This is a genomic window from Candidatus Limnocylindrales bacterium (assembly GCA_035559535.1).
GTDB lineage: Bacteria > Moduliflexota > Moduliflexia > Moduliflexales > JAUQPW01 > JAUQPW01.
Map to the genome: position 1 here is coordinate 13,893 of DATMBG010000007.1, position 22,478 is coordinate 36,370.

Here is a 22,478-nt window from a genome sequence, read left to right on the forward strand (position 1 = left end):
ACTTCCCTATTTGATTAAAGGTATACGCGGATTTAAAGATATTTTACCGGGCGAAGTAAGCACCTGGCAATGGGTCGAGCAGAAGGCCCGGGAGATTTTTCATTTGTACGGCTATTTGGAAATACGGACGCCGGCTCTGGAGAAACTAGAGTTGTTTATCCGAGGAGTAGGGGCAGACACAGATATTGTCCAAAAGGAGATGTATATCATTCCGGATCCTCGAGAAGGAGATATGGCCCTTCGTCCGGAAGGAACGGCACCGGTCATGCGGGCCTATGTAGAGCACCAGATCTACGCCAAGGGAGATAAAGATCGTCCTTACAAGGTTTATTATATAGGTCCTATGTTTCGCCATGAAAGACCCCAGGCCGGTCGGTTTCGTCAGTTTCACCAGATCGGTGCCGAAGTATTAGGCGTTGAAGATCCTCTGGTAGATGCTGAAGTCTTAGCTTTACTTCGAGATTTCCTGATCGGCTTAGGTGTACAAGACTTTCAACTTCAACTAAACTCGGTAGGATGTACGAACTGTCGACCTACGTATCGAGAAGAGTTGAAGAAGTATCTTAAAGAGCATCTTAACGAACTTTGTGAGAATTGCCAGGGTCGATATGAACGAAATCCCCTTCGGGTCTTAGATTGCAAAAATCCAACCTGTAGAGAAGTTGTTTTGCAGGCTCCTCTCCTTCGTGACTTTTATTGTTCGATCTGCAAAGACCATCTCCAAAAGCTTGAAAACCTTTTACAAGCTTTAAATATCACATATATGATCAATCCCAGACTGGTGCGAGGTCTGGATTATTATATGCGAACTGCCTTTGAGATTGTCAGTTCTAAGCTTGGGGCGCAAAATGCCATTGTGGGAGGGGGGCGCTATGACGGCTTATCCCAGGATATTGGAGGTCCACCGGTTCCAGGTATCGGTTTTGCCATGGGTATTGAACGGCTCATCTCTCTCTTAGAGATCAGACCGGAAGGTTATATTCCAGATGTTTTCATAGCCGCACTGGGAAAAGAAGCCAAACAGGAAGCGTTCCTGCTGCAGAGTCAACTACGAAGCGTCGGCATCACGGCAGAAATAGAATATCAGGAGGACCGAAGCCTTAAAAGTCAACTCCGAACCGCCGATAAACTCAAAGTCCACTTCGTGATCATGATAGGAGAGGATGAGCTTAAAACCGGTGAGTTAACCGTCAAGAATATGCGAGAGGGAACGCAGGAGCAGATCAAAAGAGAAGAGATTATCCAACATCTGAAGGGGAAGAAAATACCCCATGGATCTTTCCCCTCCCGATAGGGAAGGCTGTTTTTTAAGGGATAAGTAAAACCACCCGGGGGGTATTTTTACTTATCTCAGAATCGTCAGTAAAATCAGCAAGAAGATTCCCTGTTGTAAGCAGATAACTTTGAGTAAAGGAATCTGGTGAAGAAATGAAGCCTTTAGTTTCCATTCTCTCCCGGGTTTTAAACCACGAACAAGAGTCTCTCCGCAGAGGTGAACCGGAAGCAGGTCGTGATCTACAAATCTGGATGGTCTGGAACCGTATTGTAGGAGATCAAATCGCTCAGAGAGCCCAACCGCATCATCTGAAGGGATCTTCCCTTTATGTGGAAGTCAAAGCTCCCACCTGGCTCCGGCCCCTTCAGGAGATCGGTCCACAGATTTTGGAAAACTTAAACCGGGTGATTTCCCACAAGATTTCTCGGATTATCTTTTTTCAAAGGCAATACAACCCAAATCTTGAAGCTACGAAGGGTACAAAAACAAAAAACAACGGTCAACTAACAGGCAACAAGGACAGGTGGTACGAGCGAATCTTCCTGGATGCCGGTGAGAATCAAGAAATTGAGCGAGAGTTAAGTCAAATTTCCGATGTTGAACTTCGAGAAGTGATAAGCCGCGTTCGGATTAAAGCAGCAAAGCTAGAGAAGCTAAGGTCGAAGTTTTGACCAGATTTATCCTTCCCTAAATCCCTCTTGCTTTTCCTCTCTGAATGATCGATCGTCCTGATTTGGTATTACACGATCCCATACTGCCTTAGTAGATCGACTACTTCTTCATGGCTGCCTCGAAATGCATCCCAAACCGAGACGCACCATGCCTCGATAGCCTTATCCCGCCCAGGGCCAGCGGGGGTAGCCATCACCTGCCTTACGGTAATTGAGCCTCGTTCGCGTGGCAAGGCAAACGAGGGCCAGTTCCTCTTGCTTCGGGCAAGAGCCATATGTACACGCTGCACCTGCCGCCCCGAAAATCCCTTCTCGATGTGAAGATAAAGCCCCACAAGCGCAAAGGTCAGGGCGATTGGCTTGGTCTGTTCATTCGCCTGCTGCGCCGTCCAGGCATCCACCACGTGTTGATGGATAAATGCTGGATCGCCGTGAGCAAGCGTGTAGCACTGGAGTTCGTGATAGGCTTCCAGTTCTGATGACCGGTCATCTGAGAGATCTATCTTCATTATTCCTTCCATAATACTCTGTTCCCTTAGTTTGATCGAAGTTCTACGGTACCGGAACGTCAGGCGAGGACGCTTAACCTACCTGCCAACGGGTTATCCCATAGAATAGGTTAAGCGTCCTCGCCTGACAATGCCAGTGATGCAAACCGAAAGCCCGACAGAAACGAGTAGGATTATCTTCAGCTATCTACCTATCCCGTTTCCTTGATATAACCTAACATCACTGCTCAGAAGTGTGCTGCTTGCGGCGCGTCTGCTGCAATAGTTTGTTAGGCAGCAAGATACCTTTTTCCCACGGAGCAACACCGCCTGGTATTACCCGAAATAGGGGATGTGGGCAGGGAAATTTGACCGGTTCAAGCGTGGCGTGCCATTGTGGGTCTCGCGCTTCCAGTTTTTTCAGGAGGTGAAACCACTCGAACTTAAGCTGACCTTCCGTCACGGTGAGTCGCCCAGGCGCTCGCGCACGACTGATCTTTTCGGCGTCAAACCGGTAACCGCGGCGCGTCGCTTCCTCATAAACGACCCGCAAATACTTTGCGATGAAACCAACCGGAAACGCTGTATCCTGAAATCGATGCAGTTGCGGATGATGCAAATAGCCGCTGGTCGTTCCCTTTAGCACTGCTTGGGCGAGAAGTCCTTCTCGCCACAGCGCAACAAGGCCACGGGCGTCAAGATACTTCGGATGCAGACTCCAGATGCGCATAGATGTCACTCAAGCTTTATAACGCCCCGATTCAGCGGTGGGCCATACAGCGGTCCGTCCGCTGGAACCGGAGGAATTGGGGAGTGAAAGTAACCCTAGGAGGTCAAAATTAAGGTAACAGTGTACTACAGTCACATACAGGTGCGCTTTGGGTCGCCGAGGGTGGGAGACCCTAACGAGTTACTATGGGGCTACCCCTACGGCTTAGGTGGCGTTTCGACGTAGAAATGGTATAATTTTCTTTTTACTTCTATCTGATATCTGAACAACTTTAGAATAAGCCTGAGCCCGAAAAAAGCGTGTTTGTTTTTCCACCAACCCACACGGTGCCTGCCGGATCCTGGTTGATATAGATATAGCCAGCACGCCCAAGACGTGTTCCCTGGGAAGCGGTATAAGGTGCAACGGCACGACCGCTGGACAAAAGCCATTGTGCCACCGAGGCGTTCAAGCTGCCTGTTACGGGATCTTCAACCACGCCACCCTTGTGGTCGCTAAAGAATGCGCGAACCTCAAAAGCAATCGAACTGCCCGGCGGATAGGGTCCAACGACGCCGACATCAATCCGTGTGGGGTAATCCTTCGGTGGATTAAGAGCCAGCACTGCATCCGCCGATTCAAGGAGAACGGCGATCCAGCCAGGTCCGTTATCCGCCCACTGCGCATCCATGATTTTTGAGCGATCAATGCGAAGGAAATTCGCAACCTCCTGAATTTTGGATTCATCTACCGGACCGCTACGAATAAGCGGTGGTGCAGCAAACGCCAGGCCTGTGTCATTGCGGCGGATTGATACCAGACCGATACCACACTCTTGAACGATTTCTGTGTTGTGATGTGGCCTGCCACCAGAGGTGAGCCATGCATGGCAACTACCGAGTGTGGGGTGACCCGCAAAGGGCATTTCCCGCTCCAACGTGAAAATGCGGACGCGATAATCTGCCCCGGTGGATGTTGGGGATAGAAGGAACACGGTCTCAGAAAGGTTGAGCCAACGTGTGATGCGCTGCATTTCCTCTGTCGTCAAGCCCTCTGCGTCCAAAACCACTGCTAAAGGGTTTCCAGAAAATGGTTGTTGACCATGAAATACGTCAATCAGTTGAAAACGGCGATTCATCTTAAATAGCCTCCGTAGGTAATCATCCTCCCTTTGGATTGTGAATATCCTTTCTTCGGATTGCTTCCAGAAAATCTTGTAGGTATTCCGGTTTGGGACGGTAGATGTCTGAAGTAAGATAACTCATATTTCACTTCTTTTCTTTCCAACGAACAAAAAATGGTCGCTCTGTCCGAGACCTTCAGATGTTCTGCCTGTTTGTTCAACCAGATCGAGCCATGCGTCGCGTTCATCTGGGGAAAGCTCATGGAGCTTCGATTGCCAAGCGGTCGTGAACGATTCTGTCCCAATTAAAGCCAGTTCCTCAAAATACTCTGTGAGAAGTTCTCGGAACTCTGCCACCGTCGTGAGATGGGCATAGCCAATGGGAGGCGCATGGTGAGGATCAAGCTTACCCTCTCTCAAAAAATCCTCATGAAACCTCTTCCGTCCAAGCACTTCCTTTGGGTTCTCCCGAAATAGATCGCGCAGGTACGCCAGCCGATTGATCCCTGCGGCAAACAAAACACCATTTGGTTTGAGCACCCGCTGGGCTTCTCTGACTGCCTGTTGTCGTTCACGCAGTTCTCGAAGATGATAGAGTGGTCCAAGCATGAGGATCACATCCAGGCTCCCATTGCTAAGGCAATGTAAGTCCTTGGCAGATGCTTTGTGGATCCCTTTGATAAGATTCCCGAGACCTGCGCTTTCCAATCGCTGCCGTGCTGCGTTAAGCAATTGAACGCTGATATCGATTAAGTAAATGGTACAGCCCCTCTGAGCCAGGAACGCGGCATAATGCCCTACACCAACCCCTACATCTGCCACAAAAGCACCGGGCGGAACATACTTTTCGAGATAGCGGCACGTGGTGGCATACTCCACCGGGCAATGTTTTTCCAGCCGTTCCAGCTCGAACTGAAATACTGCGGTATCGTAGTGTTTGGCGATGTAATTCTCGTCGGGCGTCCACATACTTGCCTCAAGATGATTATTCCAAAGCAACCCATCCGGTAAGCTGCTGCGGTTGTGGTACAAGAAAAAGGAAGATTCCGGCTAACTTTCGAGAGTACGGGTCGATGGTCATCGACCCCTTCAGTCATTCCCAAACAGCCTCCTTCGAGCTTGCTTAATTCATTCACCACGACATGCGCCAGACTCTCCCATTCAACAATGGTGACAAAGTTGAATTCTCCGGGCCCGGCAAATTGTTCGAGCAAAATGTCTTGCACAAAACCCCTTTGCTTTCTTAAGACCTCATGGGTTGCTTTGACCCGAGCCATGAACTCATCTCGTGCTGAATTTGGTACAACGAATTTGTCTACACGATAGATGTGGCCCGTACCACCTTGCTTTAGGTTGGATTGCATTTTGAACCTCTTTGAATGTTCGATGTGAGACCTTAACCCCACACAATACTTGCACTCCTATATAACCTCCAGGTCCTTTATTTTTCCCGAATTTGATCCCATAACGGTTTGCTCTCCTTATAAAGTTCCTCTTCCGTGACAGGCACTCCAACTTCTGCACGTCCGCCCAACTTCAAGCGACTCCGTGCTGTGAACATCCCACCGCGAGCTGGTTGCAGCGGAGCAAAGCACATAAAGCCGACCGGAGCGACCATATCATCGTAAATAGCCTCCATGCCTCCTCGCATAAAGTACGTCTCGTGCCAGAATCCGGTACCTCCTGAATCACGTAAGAATTCCTGCCACCACGCTTGATGAGGAAGCGACCGTGCCCATCTTTCGAGTGATTCAAAATTGCGCCAGTATTGCCGCATCCCCATGTGGAGCGGAAAGAGTGAGAAGATGAGATTCTCGTGCAAAAGCAATCCATCCGGTTGCGCATCAACAGCCTTTCGGATCTTCGCCCCGAAACTCAATAATGTCCTCAACCCTCTGAACTGATTCACCCGCATTCCTAAATAGATCACCACAAGATCAGGGTAACCGGAAAGGTCTATCGTGCGGCGATTGACTTGCTTTTTCATATCACTCGGGCTCATAGATATCCTCCTTGTTGGTTGATCAGGTAATTGTAACAATTTAGTAGGCATCACTTTTTCTGTCTGAACACCCCCCTGGCCTCCCTCCAGGGGGGTGTTCTTCCCTGCTTAACCTGACGCGTATGCTCCCATCCCCTTCTCCCGAAGCTTCGGGAGAGGGAGGTATCTGGGAAGTTGATTTGGAGATTTGTCGGCTCCCTTCTCCCACAGCGTGGGAGAGGAGCCGGGGAGGTAAGGGCAGAGAGTTAAGAGAGTTACCTGAAAGGGGTTGGGTAGGGGCTAACATCCTGGTCCCTTTCTGTACACACGTCAGATCAAACACCGAATTGCCGGGATTGATGGTCAGAAGGAAGAGGTCTTGCCTCCTTGCCTCTGTTCTATTTCCCTCCTTTGCTTGGATTAATCAATCTGGTTTTGGCTGTGGAGGAGGCCTGTTCTTCGGAAGATACCTCCCATAAGCGCCATTTGAAAATCAAATAACCAAACACGAGAATGGTTATAACACTGACTACGTGTGGCATTTTTAAGGGACCCAGGTAGAGGTCATCGGCACGAAAGAAGCTGACAATAAAGCGACCGATGGAATAGCCGATCAGGTAAAGGCAAAAAATAAAGCCATCTTTGTGAGGACGGGTGCGGAGTTTCCAGAGTAAGAGGAAGATCCCAAAATTGATAACCATTTCATAAAGCATGGTGGGATGGAGGGGTTGACCAGGGAATTCTCTACCGGCTATACTTGTGGGCGGAAATACGATGCCCCAGGGCATTGTTGTGGGAATTCCATGGGCATCTCCATTCATAAAGTTCCCAAATCGCCCTAAGGCCTGTCCCAGGATGATGCTCGGAGCTACAGCATCGGCCATGCGCCAGAAGGAAATATGATATCGCCGGGTAAACCAGTATCCGACCAGGACACCTCCGATAATACCTCCATGGATAGCCAGACCGCCATGCCAGATAGCCGGAATTTCCAAAGGATTTTGGGAATAGTAATCCCAACTAAAAATAACATAGTAAATTCTTGCACCGATAATGCCACCTAATACCGTTAGCAGAACAAAATTGGTAATCTGATCTTCATTGAGTGGGATATTTTTACGAAGAACCTCGCGTTTGATTAAATACAACCCGATAAGTATGGCAATGGCATACATGAGGCCATAATATCGGATTTCCAGCGGACCGAATTTGAAGAGTATTGGATGCACTTAGAAAGAAGTATGGAAGTATGGGGGTATGGGGGTATGGGGGTATGGGGGTATGGGAGGTTCTTCATATCCTTGTACCCCCATACTTCCCTACTCTTTATCTTATGATTTGGTATTTAGCACAACGTACAAAGTACGTTTCCCTCTTGCGATGAGGAGCAAAACATCCTCACCTTTTTTGATTTTGTCCATGGATTTTTCAAAATCTCGAACGGTTTTGATCTTCTTTTTATTAATTTCCAGGATGACATCTCCCCGTCGGATATTTGTATCATTGGCGGGACTATTGGAATCTACATCGGTTACTAAAACACCTTCTGTTTCTTCCAGACCAAACTTCTCGGCGAGTTCCGGGGTTAAATCTTGAACACTGATTCCGTAACGTTGAAATTCAGGGTTTTCCTTGGTGGAAGCCATGATCTTTTCCTCGGGTAATTCGGCTACCTCGATCTTCAGAACCTCTTCCTTATCATCACGGAGAATCTTAACATCTACCTTTTCTCCTGGAGTGGTTTCAGCAGTAACCCGTTGAAGTTCTTTAACGTCTTTGACTTTGCTTCCTTTAAATTCAAGGATAATATCACCGGTCTTGAGACCGCCTTTTTCGGCCGGGCTATTTTCGACAACTTTACTGACCAGGACTCCTTCTTCGGTTTTCAGCTTGTGTTTTTCTACGATTTCCGAGGTAATCGGCTCTATCATGATACCCAGGTAACCTCGAACGACTTTACCCTGGCTGATGAGCTGAGTCATGACTTTCTTGGCCATATTAATGGGAACGGCAAAACCAATCCCGCGTCCCTGTCCAATAATAGCCGTATTAATTCCCACCACCTCTCCCTTCAGGTTTAGAAGAGGACCCCCACTGTTCCCAGGATTGATAGAGGCATCGGTTTGAATAAAGTCCTCATAATCTGCAATTCCTATATTCGAGCGACCTAAACCACTGATTACCCCTACGGTAACGGTTTTATCTAAAGAGAAGGGATTACCGATGGCGATAGCCCACTCCCCAATTCGAACTTTACTGGAATCCCCCAGGACTGCCGTTGGTAAGGGGGTATTGGCATCTATTTTAATAACTGCTAAATCGGTTTTAGTATCCTGTCCGATCAACCTGGCCGTAAACTTGCGCCCATCAGAAAGCGTAACTACAATATCTCCACCATTTTCAATAACATGGTTATTGGTTAAAATGTAACCCCTCTCATCTACCAAAATTCCTGAACCGGAGCTGCGCATGGGAAAGTCTTCAAAGGGGAAGCCCTTACTCCGAATGGAAGGATGTTTAAAACTTCCCTTTAATTGAATGCTGACTACAACAGGTTTGACCTTCTCGGCTACACTGACAAAGGCATTTTGAAAGGCCTCTAGTTGAGAAACCTGAGCGTCCGAAGCAGGGGGCGGATTAGAGGCCATTGGGGCATCTGCCGCAAGGGATATCCTGGTAACAGGATAAGACCCCTTTACTGCTTGATTTTCTTCTCCTACAAGGGGAAGATAAAAGGTAGAAAGCATAAAAATAATTAGAATAGTAACCATTCTTGATGCTCTCCATTTTTTTAAGGTAAACGGTGGGTCTCTGAATAAATTTCCCGGATAAAGCATAAAACCCTTACTCACCTTGTGTTCATCTAGCTTTAACAAAAAAGCTTGACTTATAACTCACAACTTCTTATGATATGCCTACTGGTTTGCCGTCAATAGAATCCAGAATCTATCAGGCCATATAGGCTTAGACGATAAACTCTCCGTTGAGAGATATCTATTGATATTTTTATGGAGTAGCACGTTAGTTTCGTATTGTCAAACGAAAAATAAAAGAGGAAAGGGCCATGCCAAAAAAGATTTTAATTGTTGAAGATAGTCGCTATGTAAGGGCGGTTCTGACCAATGCCTTAAAAAAGAGTGGATTTGATGTGGTTTGTGTCGAAGATGCAGAATCTGGTCATTTAGAAATCCTCCAGATGAATGAAAAACCGGACTTGATCATTTTAGATTTAAACTTACCGGCCTTAGAGGGAGAAGATCTGGGAGTCATGTTAAAGGGAATGGATGAAACCGCTAAAATCCCCATCGTTATTTTTTCTGCCAGACCAGAGGAAGAAATCAAAAAGGCTGCAGAGTTGGCTGGAGCCCGGGGCTATGTAAAAAAAGACCAGGATCTTAAACTCTGTACCACCCAGTTGATTAATAAAATTAAATCCATTCTCTCTTAGGAGGGGTTCCGAAATGGCCAGAGTCATGATTGTCGATGATAGTAAAACCGTACGGCATTATCTGTCTCAGATGATCGAGCTGGCAGATCATACAGCGATTCCGGTAGAATCTGCAGAGAAAGCTATCGAACTCCTGGAAATGCGTGCAAAGGAAGAACCTGTTCTCCTTCCCGATCTCATTTTTATGGATGTGATCATGACACCTGGCATGAGCGGTATTGAAGCAACCAATAAAATAAAGTCGCATTCCAACCCGGCCATTGCCGATATTCCCATTGTTTTCCTGACCGGGATTGGAGAACAGGACATCGCCAGCGAAGCTTTAGACGCCGGAGCTCTGGATTATATTGTAAAACCCTCCAGTGCAGAGTCCCTCCCTATCTTTTTAGATAACCTGCGTAAAAAGCTGGATAGACTCCTTAATATCAGCACCCGTAGTTTAAAGAAGGGAACTGGTCTTATTGCAGATTTATCCAATGAGTACTTACCCTCTCTCTTACAGATGCTCCATCTGGAAGATGCTTCTGGTTACATTACCCTGACCAATCCTAAACGCAGACAGAGTGCCTCCATGCATATGCGTTATGGAAACATCGAGTATATTGCCCTGGTCGATACGTCTAAAGGGGTTAAGGTAAGGCTGGAAGGTGAGGAGGCTTTCCATATGCTGGTAAACTGGACAGAGGGGATTTTTTCCTTTGGGAGGGCCGATCCCGAAAGAATGCCAAAAGGAAAACCTATGAACCTGGTTGTTCTGTTATGCGCCATAGATACCCGCGAAATCCAGGGTGCCACAAAATCTCTCGGCTCGTCTTCAACTCCCGTTATAGAACCCTACCCGAAATTTAAAGCCAGACTGGAAGAAGAACTCAGCCAGTTGTTGGAAAATTCCACGGCCTTCCAAATTTTCTATATTCGGATCAAAGATAAGGCTTCTATACTCCTGCGGGGTCAGAAAAAAAACAAATCTCCCAAAACTCAGCCATTCAATCCCTTTAAAAGCGAAAAAGAGCTCCTCACCTTTGTAGAATCCAAAGCCCAAAATTTTGTCAGTAAGCTTAAAGATGTTTTCTTCTTCCTCCAGGAAGGCTATCTTCTGTTGCGTAAATGGGGTAAATCGGATTATATCGTAATTCTGGATCCCGATTCGGATCAATCTCATCAGGGTCGTCTCCTGGCAGCTCAAGCAGCAACCATTATACGAAAAGCCGCGGTGGAGCGACGAAATCAACGATTGGCAACTACATAGAATCGTTCTTAAACCAAGGTCTGATAAACCGGGTCAAAGAAGTTAGGGATGAATTTCCATGCAAAAGAATGTTCTTATTATAGATGATTCCTTTACAACCCGTCGTATCCTCTCAACTGCAATTAAAAGCCTTAACCTACACTCTGAGGAAGCCAAAGATGGTTTTGAAGCGCTACAAAAACTTCCCACGAAACATTTTGATCTGATCCTTTTAGATATCAATATGCCCCATATCAACGGCCTGGAATTTATTCAATATTGTAGGAATAGCCAGCTATACAAAAATATCCCCATTATTATTATTTCAACGGAGGATAGTGAAGAAGATAAAAAGAAAGGGCTTAGCCTGGGGGCCCAGGCTTACCTCATGAAACCGGTTCAACCCGATCAGATTGTAGAAACGGTCAAAAGGGTCCTCGCCCACCCTATCCCCCACCCCCCCAACTTGGGAGAGGGGGATCGAAGGTGAAGGAGAAGAAGAAAAAAAGTAAAAGAATCAGCTAACCGTATCCGGTTGTTAACCCTCAGTATATGGACGAGCTTATAGAAGTTTTTATAGAAGAATCTACAGAGATTTTAGAATCCCTGGATCAAAATCTGTTGAAACTGGAACAACAGATTAACCGGGAAAATCCTGACCCGGAGCTGGTCAATCAAATTTTTCGTTCCCTCCATACCCTTAAGGGAAACTCCGGTCTCGCCAGTGCCGATAAAATTAAGGAACTGACCCACAAAATGGAGTTCCTTTTAGACCTCCTAAGGAAGAATAAAATTCGACTAACCGATACCTTCGTAGACTTGTTGTTTAAAGGGGTGGATATGGTAAAAATCCTGTTGAAAGAGGTTTCGACAGGAGTTGATCAGAAGGTAAATCTGTCTGATCTTCTGACCCAAATAGACCGTCTGATGGAAGGGGAGGTAACTCCAACAGAGAAGAAATCTCCCCTCGATCTTTATCATATTCCCAAAGAAATAAGCCGGGTCTTAACGGAATACGAAGAAGCGCGTCTCTTAGAGAACATCCAGAAGGGTATACCTATTTATGAACTACTGTTAAATCTTAAAATAACAGATCTGGAACGGACCATGAGCCAAATCCTTGAAAAGATAAATGGATGGGGAGAGGTCATTGCCAAACTTCCTATTTCAAAATCTTCGAGTACCTTTGATCTTCAGCTTAAAGTAATATTCGCCTGTAAATGGAACCTTTCAGAGGTTATGGAGAATTTAAGGAATGTTACAGAACTTCAGTCTACCGATTACATCGTTCAATCGCTTTTACCCGAAGATAAAACTGGAGCGATAAGCCAATCCCCCGTCTCGGCACCCTCTATACCCGTCCAGGAACCCAGATCGATACCTCTGGAAACTTCTGTATCTATCGAGACTGCCCATGCTAAAGCTGTTGAGGAGCAGAGGAAGCCATTACCTGAAAAGGTGGAAAAACAAATTCCCCTTCAGGAGCAACCCAAGTCAGTAGTGGGAGGAGGAGAAAAAGAGTCTTTAGAGGCATTGGGAAATACGGTACGGGTCGACATTAAAAAGCTGGATAATCTTATGAATATCGTGGGAGAGTTGGTTTTAGCTAAAGCGCGCTATCAGCAAATAGAAGCACAAATTGAACCCGATCCTAAATTACGTGCATTATGGGATGAATTCAAAAAGAATAACAAATTTACTTCTAAAAAATTGGAAGATTTGCGGGAGGGGATCTTGCAGGTTCGTATGGTTCCTATTGGTCAGTTGTTTAGTCGATTTCCTCGAATTGTACGGGACTTAACCCGAACAGGGGATAAAAAAGTCAGACTCATTCTCAAAGGAGAAGATACAGAACTGGATAAGGCTGTTATCGATGAAATGGGAGAAGTTCTGGTTCATATGATCCGAAATGCTGTGGATCACGGGATTGAACCTATTCCCCTCCGCCTGGAACGGAATAAACCCATCGAAGGAACCCTTATTCTCAACGCTTATCAAGAAGGAAATCATATCGTTATCGAGGTCGAAGATGATGGGGGCGGTATCGATGTAGATAAACTGACCCAAAGGGCTATAGAACGAGGGCTTATCGAAAAAGGAGCCCATCTCAGTAAAAGTGAAATTCTAAGTGTTATGATGAGTACAGGGATCTCTACGGCTCAAACCATTACAGATATATCGGGGCGAGGTGTTGGAATGGATGCGGTTAAAAGTACCCTTTCTAAACTCAAGGGAACCATTGATTTTGAAACCACGCCGGGTCTCGGAACCAAGTTTATCATCAAACTTCCCCTGACCCTGGCCATCATCCAGGTACTGTTGGTGAAGGTGGCTGATCAGACTTATGCCATCCCCTTAACTTCCGTACTCGAAAGCTTTAAGATGACCCGCGATAAAATAGAGTTGATCGATAAACAGGAAGTTACCCAACTTCGGGATATGATCCTCCCCCTCATGCGTCTGACCGACGCCTTTAACCTGCCTAATTCCCAGAGGAATAAAAACAGTTTTTATGTGGTCGTTGTGGGCCTGGCAGAAAGAAAAATCGGGGTCATTGTAGATGAACTCTTAGATCAACAAGAAATTGTCATTAAACCCCTGGGACGGTACCTGGCAGATACCCCGGGGTTTGCAGGTGCTACAACACTAGGAGATGGTCGGGTCGTTCTCATTTTGGATGTTGCCGGATTGATCGAATCTTTAAATGCAAGATTTCGATAGAAACTTAAGCTAAAAATTTAAATACCATGGATAACCTTACTGTTCCCGCATTAAATACAAAAGAATTACCCTCAGGTGAGGATGAACAGTTACAGCAAGTTTGTTTTAAGCTGGCCGATAGCGAATACGGGATCGATATTTTCCATGTCCGCGAGATTATTAAACCTGTGGAAAATATGACGCCGGTCCCCCAGGCTCCCTTTTTTGTAGAGGGAGTCATCGATCTGAGGGGAGACATTATCCCTATTTTAGATCTCAAAAAACGGTTTGATCTTGGCAAGACCGAGATGGGAAAATCTACCCGAATTATTGTGGTGAAGCTGGCCGGAACATCAGGTGCAAACACTCTTATCGTAGGCTTTTTAGTCGATCAGGTAACCGAAGTCCTACGGGTTAAAAAAAGTGAAATCCAGCCGGCTCCCGGTAAGGTGATGGGAATCGACTCCGAGTATATCTGGGGCGTGGGAAAACGGGCCGGTCGCCTGATCATGCTCCTGGACGTAGAGCGGATGCTTCTGGCCGATACGAAGTAAAATCGTGGGAGTATGGGAGGTATGGGGGTATGGAAGTATGGAAGTGTGGGAGGGTGGAAGTATAAAGGAATATACTTCCCTACCCTTATACCCTCTACTCCTCCATACTCCCATACTCCCATACCTCCCATACTCCCATACCCCCATACTTCCCACACGCCCAAACTTGAATTACAAAATTGCCCATATCATTACTAAACTGGAGCTGGGGGGGGCTCAACAAAATACCCTCTATACCCTTGCCCACCTGAACCGTGCTCGGTTTCAACCCATCCTTATAACCGGCCGGGAAGGGGTCTTAATAGAAGATGCCAATCGGCTCCAGGGGGTTACCCGCTATTATCTTCCCTCGCTGATCCGGGAAGTAAATCCGGTACAGGATTTTAAAGCTTTATTAGAGATCCGGCGGATCCTGATCAAAGAAAAACCGGTTATTGTTCATACCCATAGTTCCAAAGCCGGAATTGTAGGAAGATGGGCTGCAAAGCTGGCCGGAGTTCCCTTTATTATTCACTCCATCCATGGCTTCGGGTTCCATGATCATCAAAATTTCCTTCAACAAAAATTTTTTATCTTCCTGGAACGGATCACTTCTCCGATTACAACCCGGTTTATCGCGGTTTCCCGGGCCAATATAGAAAAGGGAATCGGGTTAAATTTATTTCATTCCTCTCAAGTCTCCTTAATCCGAAGTGGGATCGAAATCGCTTCCTTTCGAGATGTTGTGTTAGACCGCCCGGTCAAATTAAAAGAACTCGGTCTTCCTCCCGATGTTCCTCTGGTGGGAATGATCGCCTGCTTTAAACCCCAAAAAGCTCCTTTAGATTTCATCGAGATGGCTTATTTGGTTCATCAACAAATACCTGAAGCTCACTTTCTGATGGTTGGTGATGGTGAACTTCGCCCTCAGATTGAGGCCCGCATTCAGGCTCTTCATTTGGCTCAAGTTGTTCACCTGGTTGGCTGGCGGAGAGATGTCCCGGAAATTTTACACCTGCTGAATATCCTGGTTCTAACCTCTTTATGGGAAGGACTCCCCCGGGTATTTCCTCAAGCCATGGCCGCCGGTGTTCCCATTGTGGCAACTTGTGTAGACGGAGCTCCGGAGGCCGTTAGAGAGGGTCTGAACGGTTATCTCCTTCCACCAAGGGATATCAAAGGATTGGCCGAAAAAGTTATTTATCTCCTCCGACATCCTGACCTTGCCAGAAAGATGGGCCAGGAAGGAACCCGCCTGGTAGATGAATTTGATATCGATGATATGGTTCGACAGCAAGAAGAACTTTATCTGACACTTCTAAATTCTTTTCGTTGAAATTCACGTAATAAAAGCTACCTTTATATTTAAGATCTCCAGGATGGATAAAATCTTGTAAAAATCCTGGGAAATTATCTCGAGATGCGAAGCTTGATCGGTTCGAAATCGTTTTGAACCTTCAGGTTTTGGCACAGAGCAGAGTCTTTTAATAGAGACTCAGGAGGAAAAGACGATGAGCAAAGAATCAGTCTTGAAGGGATCTCTTAGGTTGGTGATAACCCTCGTCATGGTAGTTTCTCTTAGTCAGGTAGCTCAACCGGCCTTTAAACCTGTCATTCATCGTCATGCATCTGATCCGAAAGCCGCCTGGGTAAATTCTTATCAGATAGAGACCGGAAATGGAGTTATCGTCATCGATACGTCTTTGACGATTTCAGAAGGTAAAGCCATCCGGGCAGAAATAGAGGCTCTGAAAAAACCCCTTTTAGCCATCCTTCTGACCCACGGTCATCCCGATCATACCAATGGCTTATCCGAAGTACTGGGATCGGATAACGTACCGGTCATAGCTACGGAAGGTGTGGATAAAGTTATGAGAACAACCTACACGCCAGAAAGAGAAGAAAGTGGTCGTAAGAGGTTCGGAGAGGAGTGGCCACAAAAGAGAATCTTTCCGACAAAAACCCTTCGGGACGGAGAATCTATTACCCTGGATGGAGTTACGTTAACGGTTCACGATCTGGGTCCTGGGGAATCCCATAGCGATTCTTACTGGGTCCTGGAAGGAGATGAAAAAGTTGCTTTTATCGGGGACGAGGTCATTAATAGAGCCCATGCCTATATGGCCGACGGGCATAGTAGCCAATGGTTGAAGAATCTGGATCGGTTAAAAACCGAGCTTAAAGATATGAAGACAATTTACCCGGGTCATGGCGAACCAGGTTCCCTGGAAATGCTGGATTGGGAGAAGACCTATATTCAGGCTTATAGAGAAGCCGTTAAATCGTTGGCAAAAGGACAACCCACCCTGACCGAGGAAGCTAAGAAGGAGCTCCAGGCCAGGATGGAAGCCTTTTTACCCAATGCTCCGCTAACCTACCTCATTGTATGGGGAGCCGACCCCATTGCTGCCGAATTGGCCAATGAAAAATAAACCGAGAGGAGGATTAAAATCTATGAAAAACTCTAAACCCTTTAACCAGACCCGTCGTGAATTTTTGCAAGCTTGTTTTACAATACCGGCTATAGGCGCAATGGTACTACACGATGGGTTAGAGGTTATTGCCCAGACACAAGAATTACCGCCAACTCCGGCTTGTGGGGATGAGGAGGACCTCACTCCATCCAACGCAGAAGGTCCTTTTTTCAAACCTAAATCTCCCAGGCGGACTTCGTTACTGGAACCGGGTATTACAGGGACTAAACTCATCGTTACAGGATACGTTCTTTCGACAGATTGTAAGCCGATTACGGGAGCCCTTTTAGACTTTTGGCATGCAGACGCCAAAGGCGTCTACGATAATGTGGGCTACAAATTGCGAGGCCACCAGTTCTCTGATGAAGCCGGACGCTATCATCTGGAAACCATTGTTCCCGGGCTATATCCAGGAAGGACGCGCCACATCCATGTAAAAGTCCAGGCACCCAATAAACCGATTCTGACTACCCAGCTCTACTTTCCCGGAGAGCAACTTAACCAGACCGATTTTATCTTTAGACCTGAGCTACTCATGAAAGTTCAGGATTCCAACGAAGGCAAGACGGCTACATTTAACTTTGTTCTGGATGTGAGTTAGTAAAACGAGAGCTCTATGAACCAGGATCGTGTTTTCAACGCTAAAAGGCGTAAACTTTTACGGAAGTATATCCCTCTTAGCGAGAATATAGTCACTCTGGGGCTCTTTGGTATTCTGATAGGTATAAGTCTCTGGGTCTTTGCCCAGAGACACCACTATGATCCTAAAGAGCGGACCCTTTCCCCGGAACAACTCCTGCAAAGCTCCCATCCAGAAAAACTGTATACCCCGCCCTTAAAACCCTGGGTGGAGCCGGGGATGGATATCAAACCTGCCACCGCCGACCTGGGTATATTTCCCGAGACCATCCTGGATCAGGACTGGCAGCTCGCGTCTCGTTTGAAACAGTTCAATCCGAACAATCTTTTTGAAAAGATCGACGGAGAAGCTGAAAAATTCATTCGACAAGGATTTAAGTCGCTGTATTATATCGTATTAAAATCAAAGGATGACGGAAGTGAATTGTCGATTGAGCTTTTTGATCAGGGTAGTACCACAGGAAGTATAGGGATTTTTTCGGATCATTGGTCCGATGATAAGGAGATTCAACAGAATGGTCCGGTGACCTTTTTCAAAACCTCCAACGGAGTCATTGGAAGAAAAGGCAGGTACTTTTTTAGAATAGCCGGAGATCGGGAAAGTGAAAAGATCCGCAAAAAATCCGAACAGGTGGCTGGAGCCTTTTCCCAATTAGAAGAACCTGAGGAAAGTGTTTCAGAGGAGTTTCAAATCCTCAGCCGGGGGTTGGAGATTCCCTCCAGCCTGATCACATTTCAAAGTAAGAACGTTTTTCAATTTGATTTTCTCAAAGATTTTTGGTTTGGCCAATTCAATCCCAACGATCCTGCCCGAGCTTTTGTTCATCAAGCGGGGTCCCCGGAGGAAGCCAAAAAGCTGTTCGAGGAAATCCTCAATGAACAGAGCCTCGACTATGAGAAGGTTGAAGAGACAGTATGGGGGGTCATACTGCAACATAATTATTTGAAAAACTATTTTGTGATAAGTCAGCAAGGTTCTTTTATCTTCGGGATTGAAAACCTGGCCGACAAAAACCAAATTCAACCGATCATGGAGAAATTTGTAAGGGGGTTTCAGCATGGGCAGTAAAAAATATCCACATGCAGACTATCAAAAAGAACCTGTAAGCCGGCGAGAGTTTATCAAACAGGGGGTTGCCGTTGCAGCCATGAGCGCGGCAGCAGGCTATTTGATGCTGGCTCCTGAAAACTACCCTCTCTCATTAAGAGACGTTACCGGCTTACGAAGTCAACCTAAAGAAAAACCATTTCAATTACCCGATTTTCGGGTCCCCAAGGAAGCCGGGGTTTTTGATATCGGTATAGGCCGGAAGGGAAGTATAGGTGTTAAACTGAGAAAAGCCCTGGATGCCATTGGTGGAATCACCCGATACATAAAACCCGGAGATGTGGTTCTCATCAAACCCAATGTCGCCTTTGATCGCCCACCCATGTTAGGAGCCACCACTAATCCGGAGATCATTGAAGAGCTGATCCGTCTTTTATTGGTAGAGGGTCGCGCTCGAGAAGTGCGGGTGGCCGATAATCCCATTGAATCGCCCGTAGATTGTTTCGCCAAGAGCGGAATTCGTTTAGCTACCGAACGCGCAGGAGGGAAGGTTTATCTTCCGGATAGTAATGCCTTCGAAATTTTGTACACCCCTGGTGCCACGTTAATCGAACGATGGCCTTTTTTCAAAAGACCCTTTCAGAATGTAAATAAAGTCATCGGGGTGGCTCCGGTGAAGGATCATAATCTCTGCTATGCTTCCATGGGAATCAAAAACTGGTACGGGCTCCTGGGGGGTCGCCGGAATCAGTTCCATCAGAATATCCATGAAATTGTCTCGGATCTGTCTATCATGATCAAACCAACTTTGACGATTCTGGATGGAACTCGCATTCTAATGAAAAACGGCCCTACCGGAGGCGATCCCTCAGATGTTAAACCGGCAGATGTGATTATGGCCGGGGTTGATCCGGTCGCCATGGATGCCTGGGCCTTTGAAAATCTTCTGGAACGAAAGGAAAAACTCCCGGAGTATCTTTACAAAGCCGAGCAAAAGGGAAGCGGAAAGATAGATTTCCGGGGAAGAATCAAGGAGGTTGTATGAGTCTATCCAGACCCGTTACCCTTCAAGAAAAAACACGAAAATTCTTACGCCTCACGCAGGTACGGGTTTTTTCCCAGGTGGTATTCTTCGGATTGTTCCTATTTTCAGTCTGGGCAACCTGGACCTCTCGCCTGGAAGGTTATCCTGTTTCCAGGCTTTTGGAAATGGATCCCCTGGTTGCAGTTTCTACGGCCTTGTCTACCGGATATATCTACCGGTACCTGGGATGGGCCCTGGGAATTATCGTACTGACCTTCCTCTTTGGAAGGGTTTTCTGTAACTGGATCTGTCCGTTTGGAACCTTACATCAATTTGTAAATTACCTTTTTAATATCCAACCCAACTCAAAACGGATCGAGCAAAACCGATATCACCCGGCTCAGTATTTTAAATACGCCATCCTGGTGGTTTTTTTGATTATGGCGGCATTGGGAGCCCTCCAGATTGGGCTGTTAGATCCTATTGTCATGATGTATCGGGGTTTTGCAACTTTTGTATCTTCAGCCTGGAACATGCTGATAAGCGCTATAACCCCCCTCTTTGCCAGGGTCAGAATCGAAGCCTCCTGGTCGGATACTTTAAAGTTCTCTCCGGGTGTAGCCCACAGGGTTTTTGTGGGATCCTTTTGGATTGGTTTATGGTTTCTCCTTTTTGTAGCTTTAAATCTTTGGAAACCCAGGTTTTTCTGCCGATTCGTTTGTCCTTTGGGAGCTTTTTTGGGGGTACTTGCCCGTTACTCGCTCTTTAGAATCAATCGAGATGTCACAAAATGCACCGACTGTAACCTGTGCCTGACCCGCTGTGAAGGGGCTGCAGATCCCCAAAGTATGGTCCGAAAAAGCGAGTGTTTTTCTTGTATGAATTGTATCGACGATTGTCCGGAAGATGCACTCCAATTTACCATGATGGGACTGGATAGGAAACAGGTAGTTGAAGCCCCGGATATCTCCCGACGTCGCCTCGTTTTTGCCGGGATTACCGGATTGCTGGCTTTTCCTCTACTTCGAAATAATGGAACCGCCACCGATGAGAATTTCTCTCCCCACATGATTCGACCGCCCGGTTCGGTAGCCGAGCCTGAATTTTTAAAAAAATGTATCAAGTGCGATCAGTGTATTAACATGTGCCCCACCAACGTTCTGCAACCGGCAACCCTCAAGGAAGGGGGTTTTGAAACGCTCTGGACCCCCGTTATGAATTTCAATATCGGTCATTGCCAGCTTAACTGTACCCTCTGTTCCGAAGTTTGTCCCACCGGAGCCATTCGTAAAATCACCGTCGCTGAAAAACTGGGTAAGGGTGAGTATACCCAGAAAGGACCCATTGTCCTGGGAACTGCTTTTATCAACACCACCCGATGTCTCCCCTGGGCGAACCAGATTCCCTGTGTGGTGTGCGAAGAGGTTTGTCCTGTTTCACCCAAAGCCATACAGACCATCGATGAAGAAGTCAAAGATGTTTTTGGGAAAAGGGTCATCCTGAATAAACCTTTTATCGTTCCAGATTTATGCATCGGCTGTGGTATCTGCCAGCATGAGTGCCCAGTTCAGGACGACCCTGCGGTTTATGTAACCGCCATCGGGGAAAGTCGATCCAAGAGCCGCAGACTTTTACTCCATTTCAGGAGTAGTACAAGTAACTGAGGAACGGAGGTTTTGGGACGTGGAGACATTGAGACGCGGAGACTAGGAGACACGGAGACGCGGGGAAATGTCTCAATGTCTCCGCGTCTCCGTGTCCCAAAGTTCCCGTGTCCCAGAGGATATTTGCCATGGAAGAAAAAAATATCGGACGTCGAGGTTTTCTTAAAACTGTCACTCTGACCGCAGCCGGGATCCTTACCACCAGTTCTTGCTCAGAAACGGCAAACAAACCCTCTAAAACGGCGGAATCCTCCACCGAGACAGCAACAGCCGAACAACCTGCCGAATCACCGGCCATGCCTGTCCGGGAGTTGGGTAAAACCGGGGTCAAAATTCCCATTTTGGGATTGGGAACTTCTCAAAGCCTGGATCCCGTTTATGACAAAGTCATGCATCTTTGCTTTAAAGAAGGAGTAACCTATCTGGATACGGCTCTTTCCTATGGCTGGGGAGCTTCCCATCGAGCTATTGCCAACTTTATTAAGCAAATCGGAGATCGAAAAAAAGTCTGGATTACTTCAAAATCAGGAAATCGAACTCCTGAAGGTCTTATCGCCGATATCGATAAATGCCTGGCCGAATTGCAAACCGATTATCTGGATTTGTATCTCATGCACGGAATTGATGATATCGGTATGTTAGATAAAGCTTTTATCGAAGCAGGAGACAGGTTACGTAAGTCTGGAAAAACCAGGTTTTTTGGCTTTTCCTGTCATGGCGGAGATGTTGTGAAACTCTTGAATAAAGCTGCAGAGGTCGGTGGAATTGATGCCATTCTTTTCCGCTATAATTTTCGACAGTACGGAGATCGGGAGTTAAACCTGGCCATAGATGCCTGTAGTAAAGCCGGCATCGGCCTGCTGGCTATGAAAACCATGGCATCGGTTCCAGGGGATATTGAAAAGGTTGTGGAATTTCGTTCCCAGAACTTTACCTTAGGTCAGGCCAAGCTAAAATCTGTTTGGGCGGATACACGGATAGCGTCTATTATTTCCGAGATGGATAGTGTTAAAATTGCCCGTGAGAACATTGCAGCCGCCAAGTCTCAAAAAACCATCAAAGCAGAAGAAATGCATCAATTGAATCGGCTGGCAGCACTTACAGCCAGCTATGCCTGTAATGGATGTTCTCATCTTTGTGAATCGGCTGTAAATGGAAAGATAGCCATTGCCGACTCCTTGAGGTATTTGATGTATTATGAATGTTACGGTAAACAAGCCCGTGCCCGGGAACTCTATCAGGCCCTTCCTTTGGAGGCCAGAAACTTTGACATCGAAGACTTGAAAAAAGCCAGTGCGGTTTGCCCCCAAAAGATCGATATTGCCGCTCGATTAAGTAAAGCCAGGTCCTTGCTGGCCGGTTAATTTAAGTTCTTCTTCTTCAATTGGAAATGGCCTGACCCGTGGACGTTTCTGATTTTTCCGTTGACTTTCTGTAAACTCTGAGATATGGAACAGTTCTAGAAGAGGTAG

At 46.5% G+C, this 22,478-nt stretch carries 22 protein-coding genes; 14 read left to right on the forward strand and 8 right to left on the reverse strand.

Going from position 1 to position 22,478, the window contains the following annotated elements:
- Nucleotides 1-10 precede the first annotated feature (10 nt).
- The gene (gene hisS / locus VNM22_01735) at nt 11-1,294 is read left to right on the forward strand and encodes a histidine--tRNA ligase (protein HWP45857.1); all 1,284 of its coding nucleotides are present in this window, start codon (nt 11-13) and stop codon (nt 1,292-1,294) included.
- A gap of 134 nt (nt 1,295-1,428) precedes the next feature.
- Nucleotides 1,429-1,947, forward strand: a complete 519-nt coding sequence (locus tag VNM22_01740; GenBank protein HWP45858.1) for a DciA family protein — start codon at nt 1,429-1,431, stop codon at nt 1,945-1,947.
- A 68-nt stretch (nt 1,948-2,015) separates the two neighbouring features.
- Here VNM22_01740 and VNM22_01745 read toward each other — a convergent pair whose 3' ends face one another.
- The 8 genes from VNM22_01745 to VNM22_01780 form a co-directional block, all read right to left on the reverse strand.
- On the reverse strand, nt 2,016-2,456 hold the full coding sequence (locus tag VNM22_01745; GenBank protein HWP45859.1) for a DUF5946 family protein: 441 nt from the start codon (nt 2,454-2,456) through the stop codon (nt 2,016-2,018).
- A gap of 220 nt (nt 2,457-2,676) precedes the next feature.
- Entirely contained in the window at nt 2,677-3,165 is a 489-nt protein-coding gene (locus tag VNM22_01750) for a pyrimidine dimer DNA glycosylase/endonuclease V (protein ID HWP45860.1), read from the reverse strand.
- Nucleotides 3,166-3,436: 271 nt separating this feature from the next.
- Complete coding sequence (locus VNM22_01755) at nt 3,437-4,282, reverse strand: PhzF family phenazine biosynthesis protein (GenBank protein HWP45861.1); 846 nt, start codon at nt 4,280-4,282, stop codon at nt 3,437-3,439.
- Between the two features lie 123 nt (nt 4,283-4,405).
- Nucleotides 4,406-5,146, reverse strand: a complete 741-nt coding sequence (locus VNM22_01760) for a methyltransferase domain-containing protein (protein HWP45862.1) — start codon at nt 5,144-5,146, stop codon at nt 4,406-4,408.
- Entirely contained in the window at nt 5,077-5,631 is a 555-nt protein-coding gene (locus tag VNM22_01765; GenBank protein HWP45863.1) for a hypothetical protein, read from the reverse strand. The genes VNM22_01760 and VNM22_01765 overlap by 70 nt, the downstream gene beginning before the upstream one ends.
- Nucleotides 5,632-5,708: 77 nt before the next feature.
- A complete protein-coding gene (locus VNM22_01770; protein HWP45864.1) occupies nt 5,709-6,269 on the reverse strand; it encodes a DUF4188 domain-containing protein in 561 nt (186 codons plus the stop codon).
- A 377-nt stretch (nt 6,270-6,646) separates the two neighbouring features.
- Nucleotides 6,647-7,477, reverse strand: coding sequence for a prolipoprotein diacylglyceryl transferase (lgt, locus tag VNM22_01775; protein HWP45865.1), 831 nt, complete (start codon nt 7,475-7,477; stop codon nt 6,647-6,649).
- Between the two features lie 102 nt (nt 7,478-7,579).
- Nucleotides 7,580-9,019, reverse strand: a complete 1,440-nt coding sequence (locus VNM22_01780) for a DegQ family serine endoprotease (GenBank protein ID HWP45866.1) — start codon at nt 9,017-9,019, stop codon at nt 7,580-7,582.
- A 293-nt stretch (nt 9,020-9,312) separates the two neighbouring features.
- Here VNM22_01780 and VNM22_01785 point away from each other — a divergent pair, with 293 nt between their 5' ends.
- From VNM22_01785 to VNM22_01840, 12 genes are all read left to right on the forward strand, one after another.
- Complete coding sequence (locus tag VNM22_01785) at nt 9,313-9,696, forward strand: response regulator (protein HWP45867.1); 384 nt, start codon at nt 9,313-9,315, stop codon at nt 9,694-9,696.
- 13 nt (nt 9,697-9,709) lie between these two features.
- Nucleotides 9,710-10,945 (forward strand): response regulator, encoded by a 1,236-nt coding sequence (locus VNM22_01790; GenBank protein HWP45868.1) that lies wholly within the window; start codon nt 9,710-9,712, stop codon nt 10,943-10,945.
- Between the two features lie 58 nt (nt 10,946-11,003).
- A complete protein-coding gene (locus VNM22_01795; GenBank protein ID HWP45869.1) occupies nt 11,004-11,414 on the forward strand; it encodes a response regulator in 411 nt (136 codons plus the stop codon).
- A gap of 62 nt (nt 11,415-11,476) precedes the next feature.
- Nucleotides 11,477-13,645 (forward strand): chemotaxis protein CheA, encoded by a 2,169-nt coding sequence (locus VNM22_01800; protein ID HWP45870.1) that lies wholly within the window; start codon nt 11,477-11,479, stop codon nt 13,643-13,645.
- A 26-nt stretch (nt 13,646-13,671) separates the two neighbouring features.
- Nucleotides 13,672-14,178 (forward strand): chemotaxis protein CheW, encoded by a 507-nt coding sequence (locus VNM22_01805; GenBank protein HWP45871.1) that lies wholly within the window; start codon nt 13,672-13,674, stop codon nt 14,176-14,178.
- A gap of 37 nt (nt 14,179-14,215) precedes the next feature.
- Nucleotides 14,216-15,493: a glycosyltransferase family 4 protein gene (locus VNM22_01810; GenBank protein HWP45872.1), complete on the forward strand. Its 1,278-nt coding sequence runs from the start codon at nt 14,216-14,218 to the stop codon at nt 15,491-15,493.
- Nucleotides 15,494-15,668: 175 nt separating this feature from the next.
- Nucleotides 15,669-16,589: an MBL fold metallo-hydrolase gene (locus tag VNM22_01815; GenBank protein HWP45873.1), complete on the forward strand. Its 921-nt coding sequence runs from the start codon at nt 15,669-15,671 to the stop codon at nt 16,587-16,589.
- Nucleotides 16,590-16,611: 22 nt separating this feature from the next.
- Nucleotides 16,612-17,232 carry a hypothetical protein gene (locus VNM22_01820; protein ID HWP45874.1) on the forward strand — a complete coding sequence of 207 codons (621 nt, stop codon included), beginning with the start codon at nt 16,612-16,614 and terminating at the stop codon, nt 17,230-17,232.
- Nucleotides 17,233-17,247: 15 nt separating this feature from the next.
- Nucleotides 17,248-18,339, forward strand: a complete 1,092-nt coding sequence (locus tag VNM22_01825; protein HWP45875.1) for a DUF6599 family protein — start codon at nt 17,248-17,250, stop codon at nt 18,337-18,339.
- On the forward strand, nt 18,329-19,363 hold the full coding sequence (locus tag VNM22_01830; GenBank protein HWP45876.1) for a DUF362 domain-containing protein: 1,035 nt from the start codon (nt 18,329-18,331) through the stop codon (nt 19,361-19,363). Before VNM22_01825 ends, VNM22_01830 begins: the two co-directional genes overlap by 11 nt.
- A complete protein-coding gene (locus tag VNM22_01835; protein HWP45877.1) occupies nt 19,360-21,006 on the forward strand; it encodes a 4Fe-4S dicluster domain-containing protein in 1,647 nt (548 codons plus the stop codon). The genes VNM22_01830 and VNM22_01835 overlap by 4 nt, the downstream gene beginning before the upstream one ends.
- 128 nt (nt 21,007-21,134) lie before the next feature.
- Nucleotides 21,135-22,370: an aldo/keto reductase gene (locus VNM22_01840; GenBank protein HWP45878.1), complete on the forward strand. Its 1,236-nt coding sequence runs from the start codon at nt 21,135-21,137 to the stop codon at nt 22,368-22,370.
- Nucleotides 22,371-22,478 lie beyond the last annotated feature (108 nt).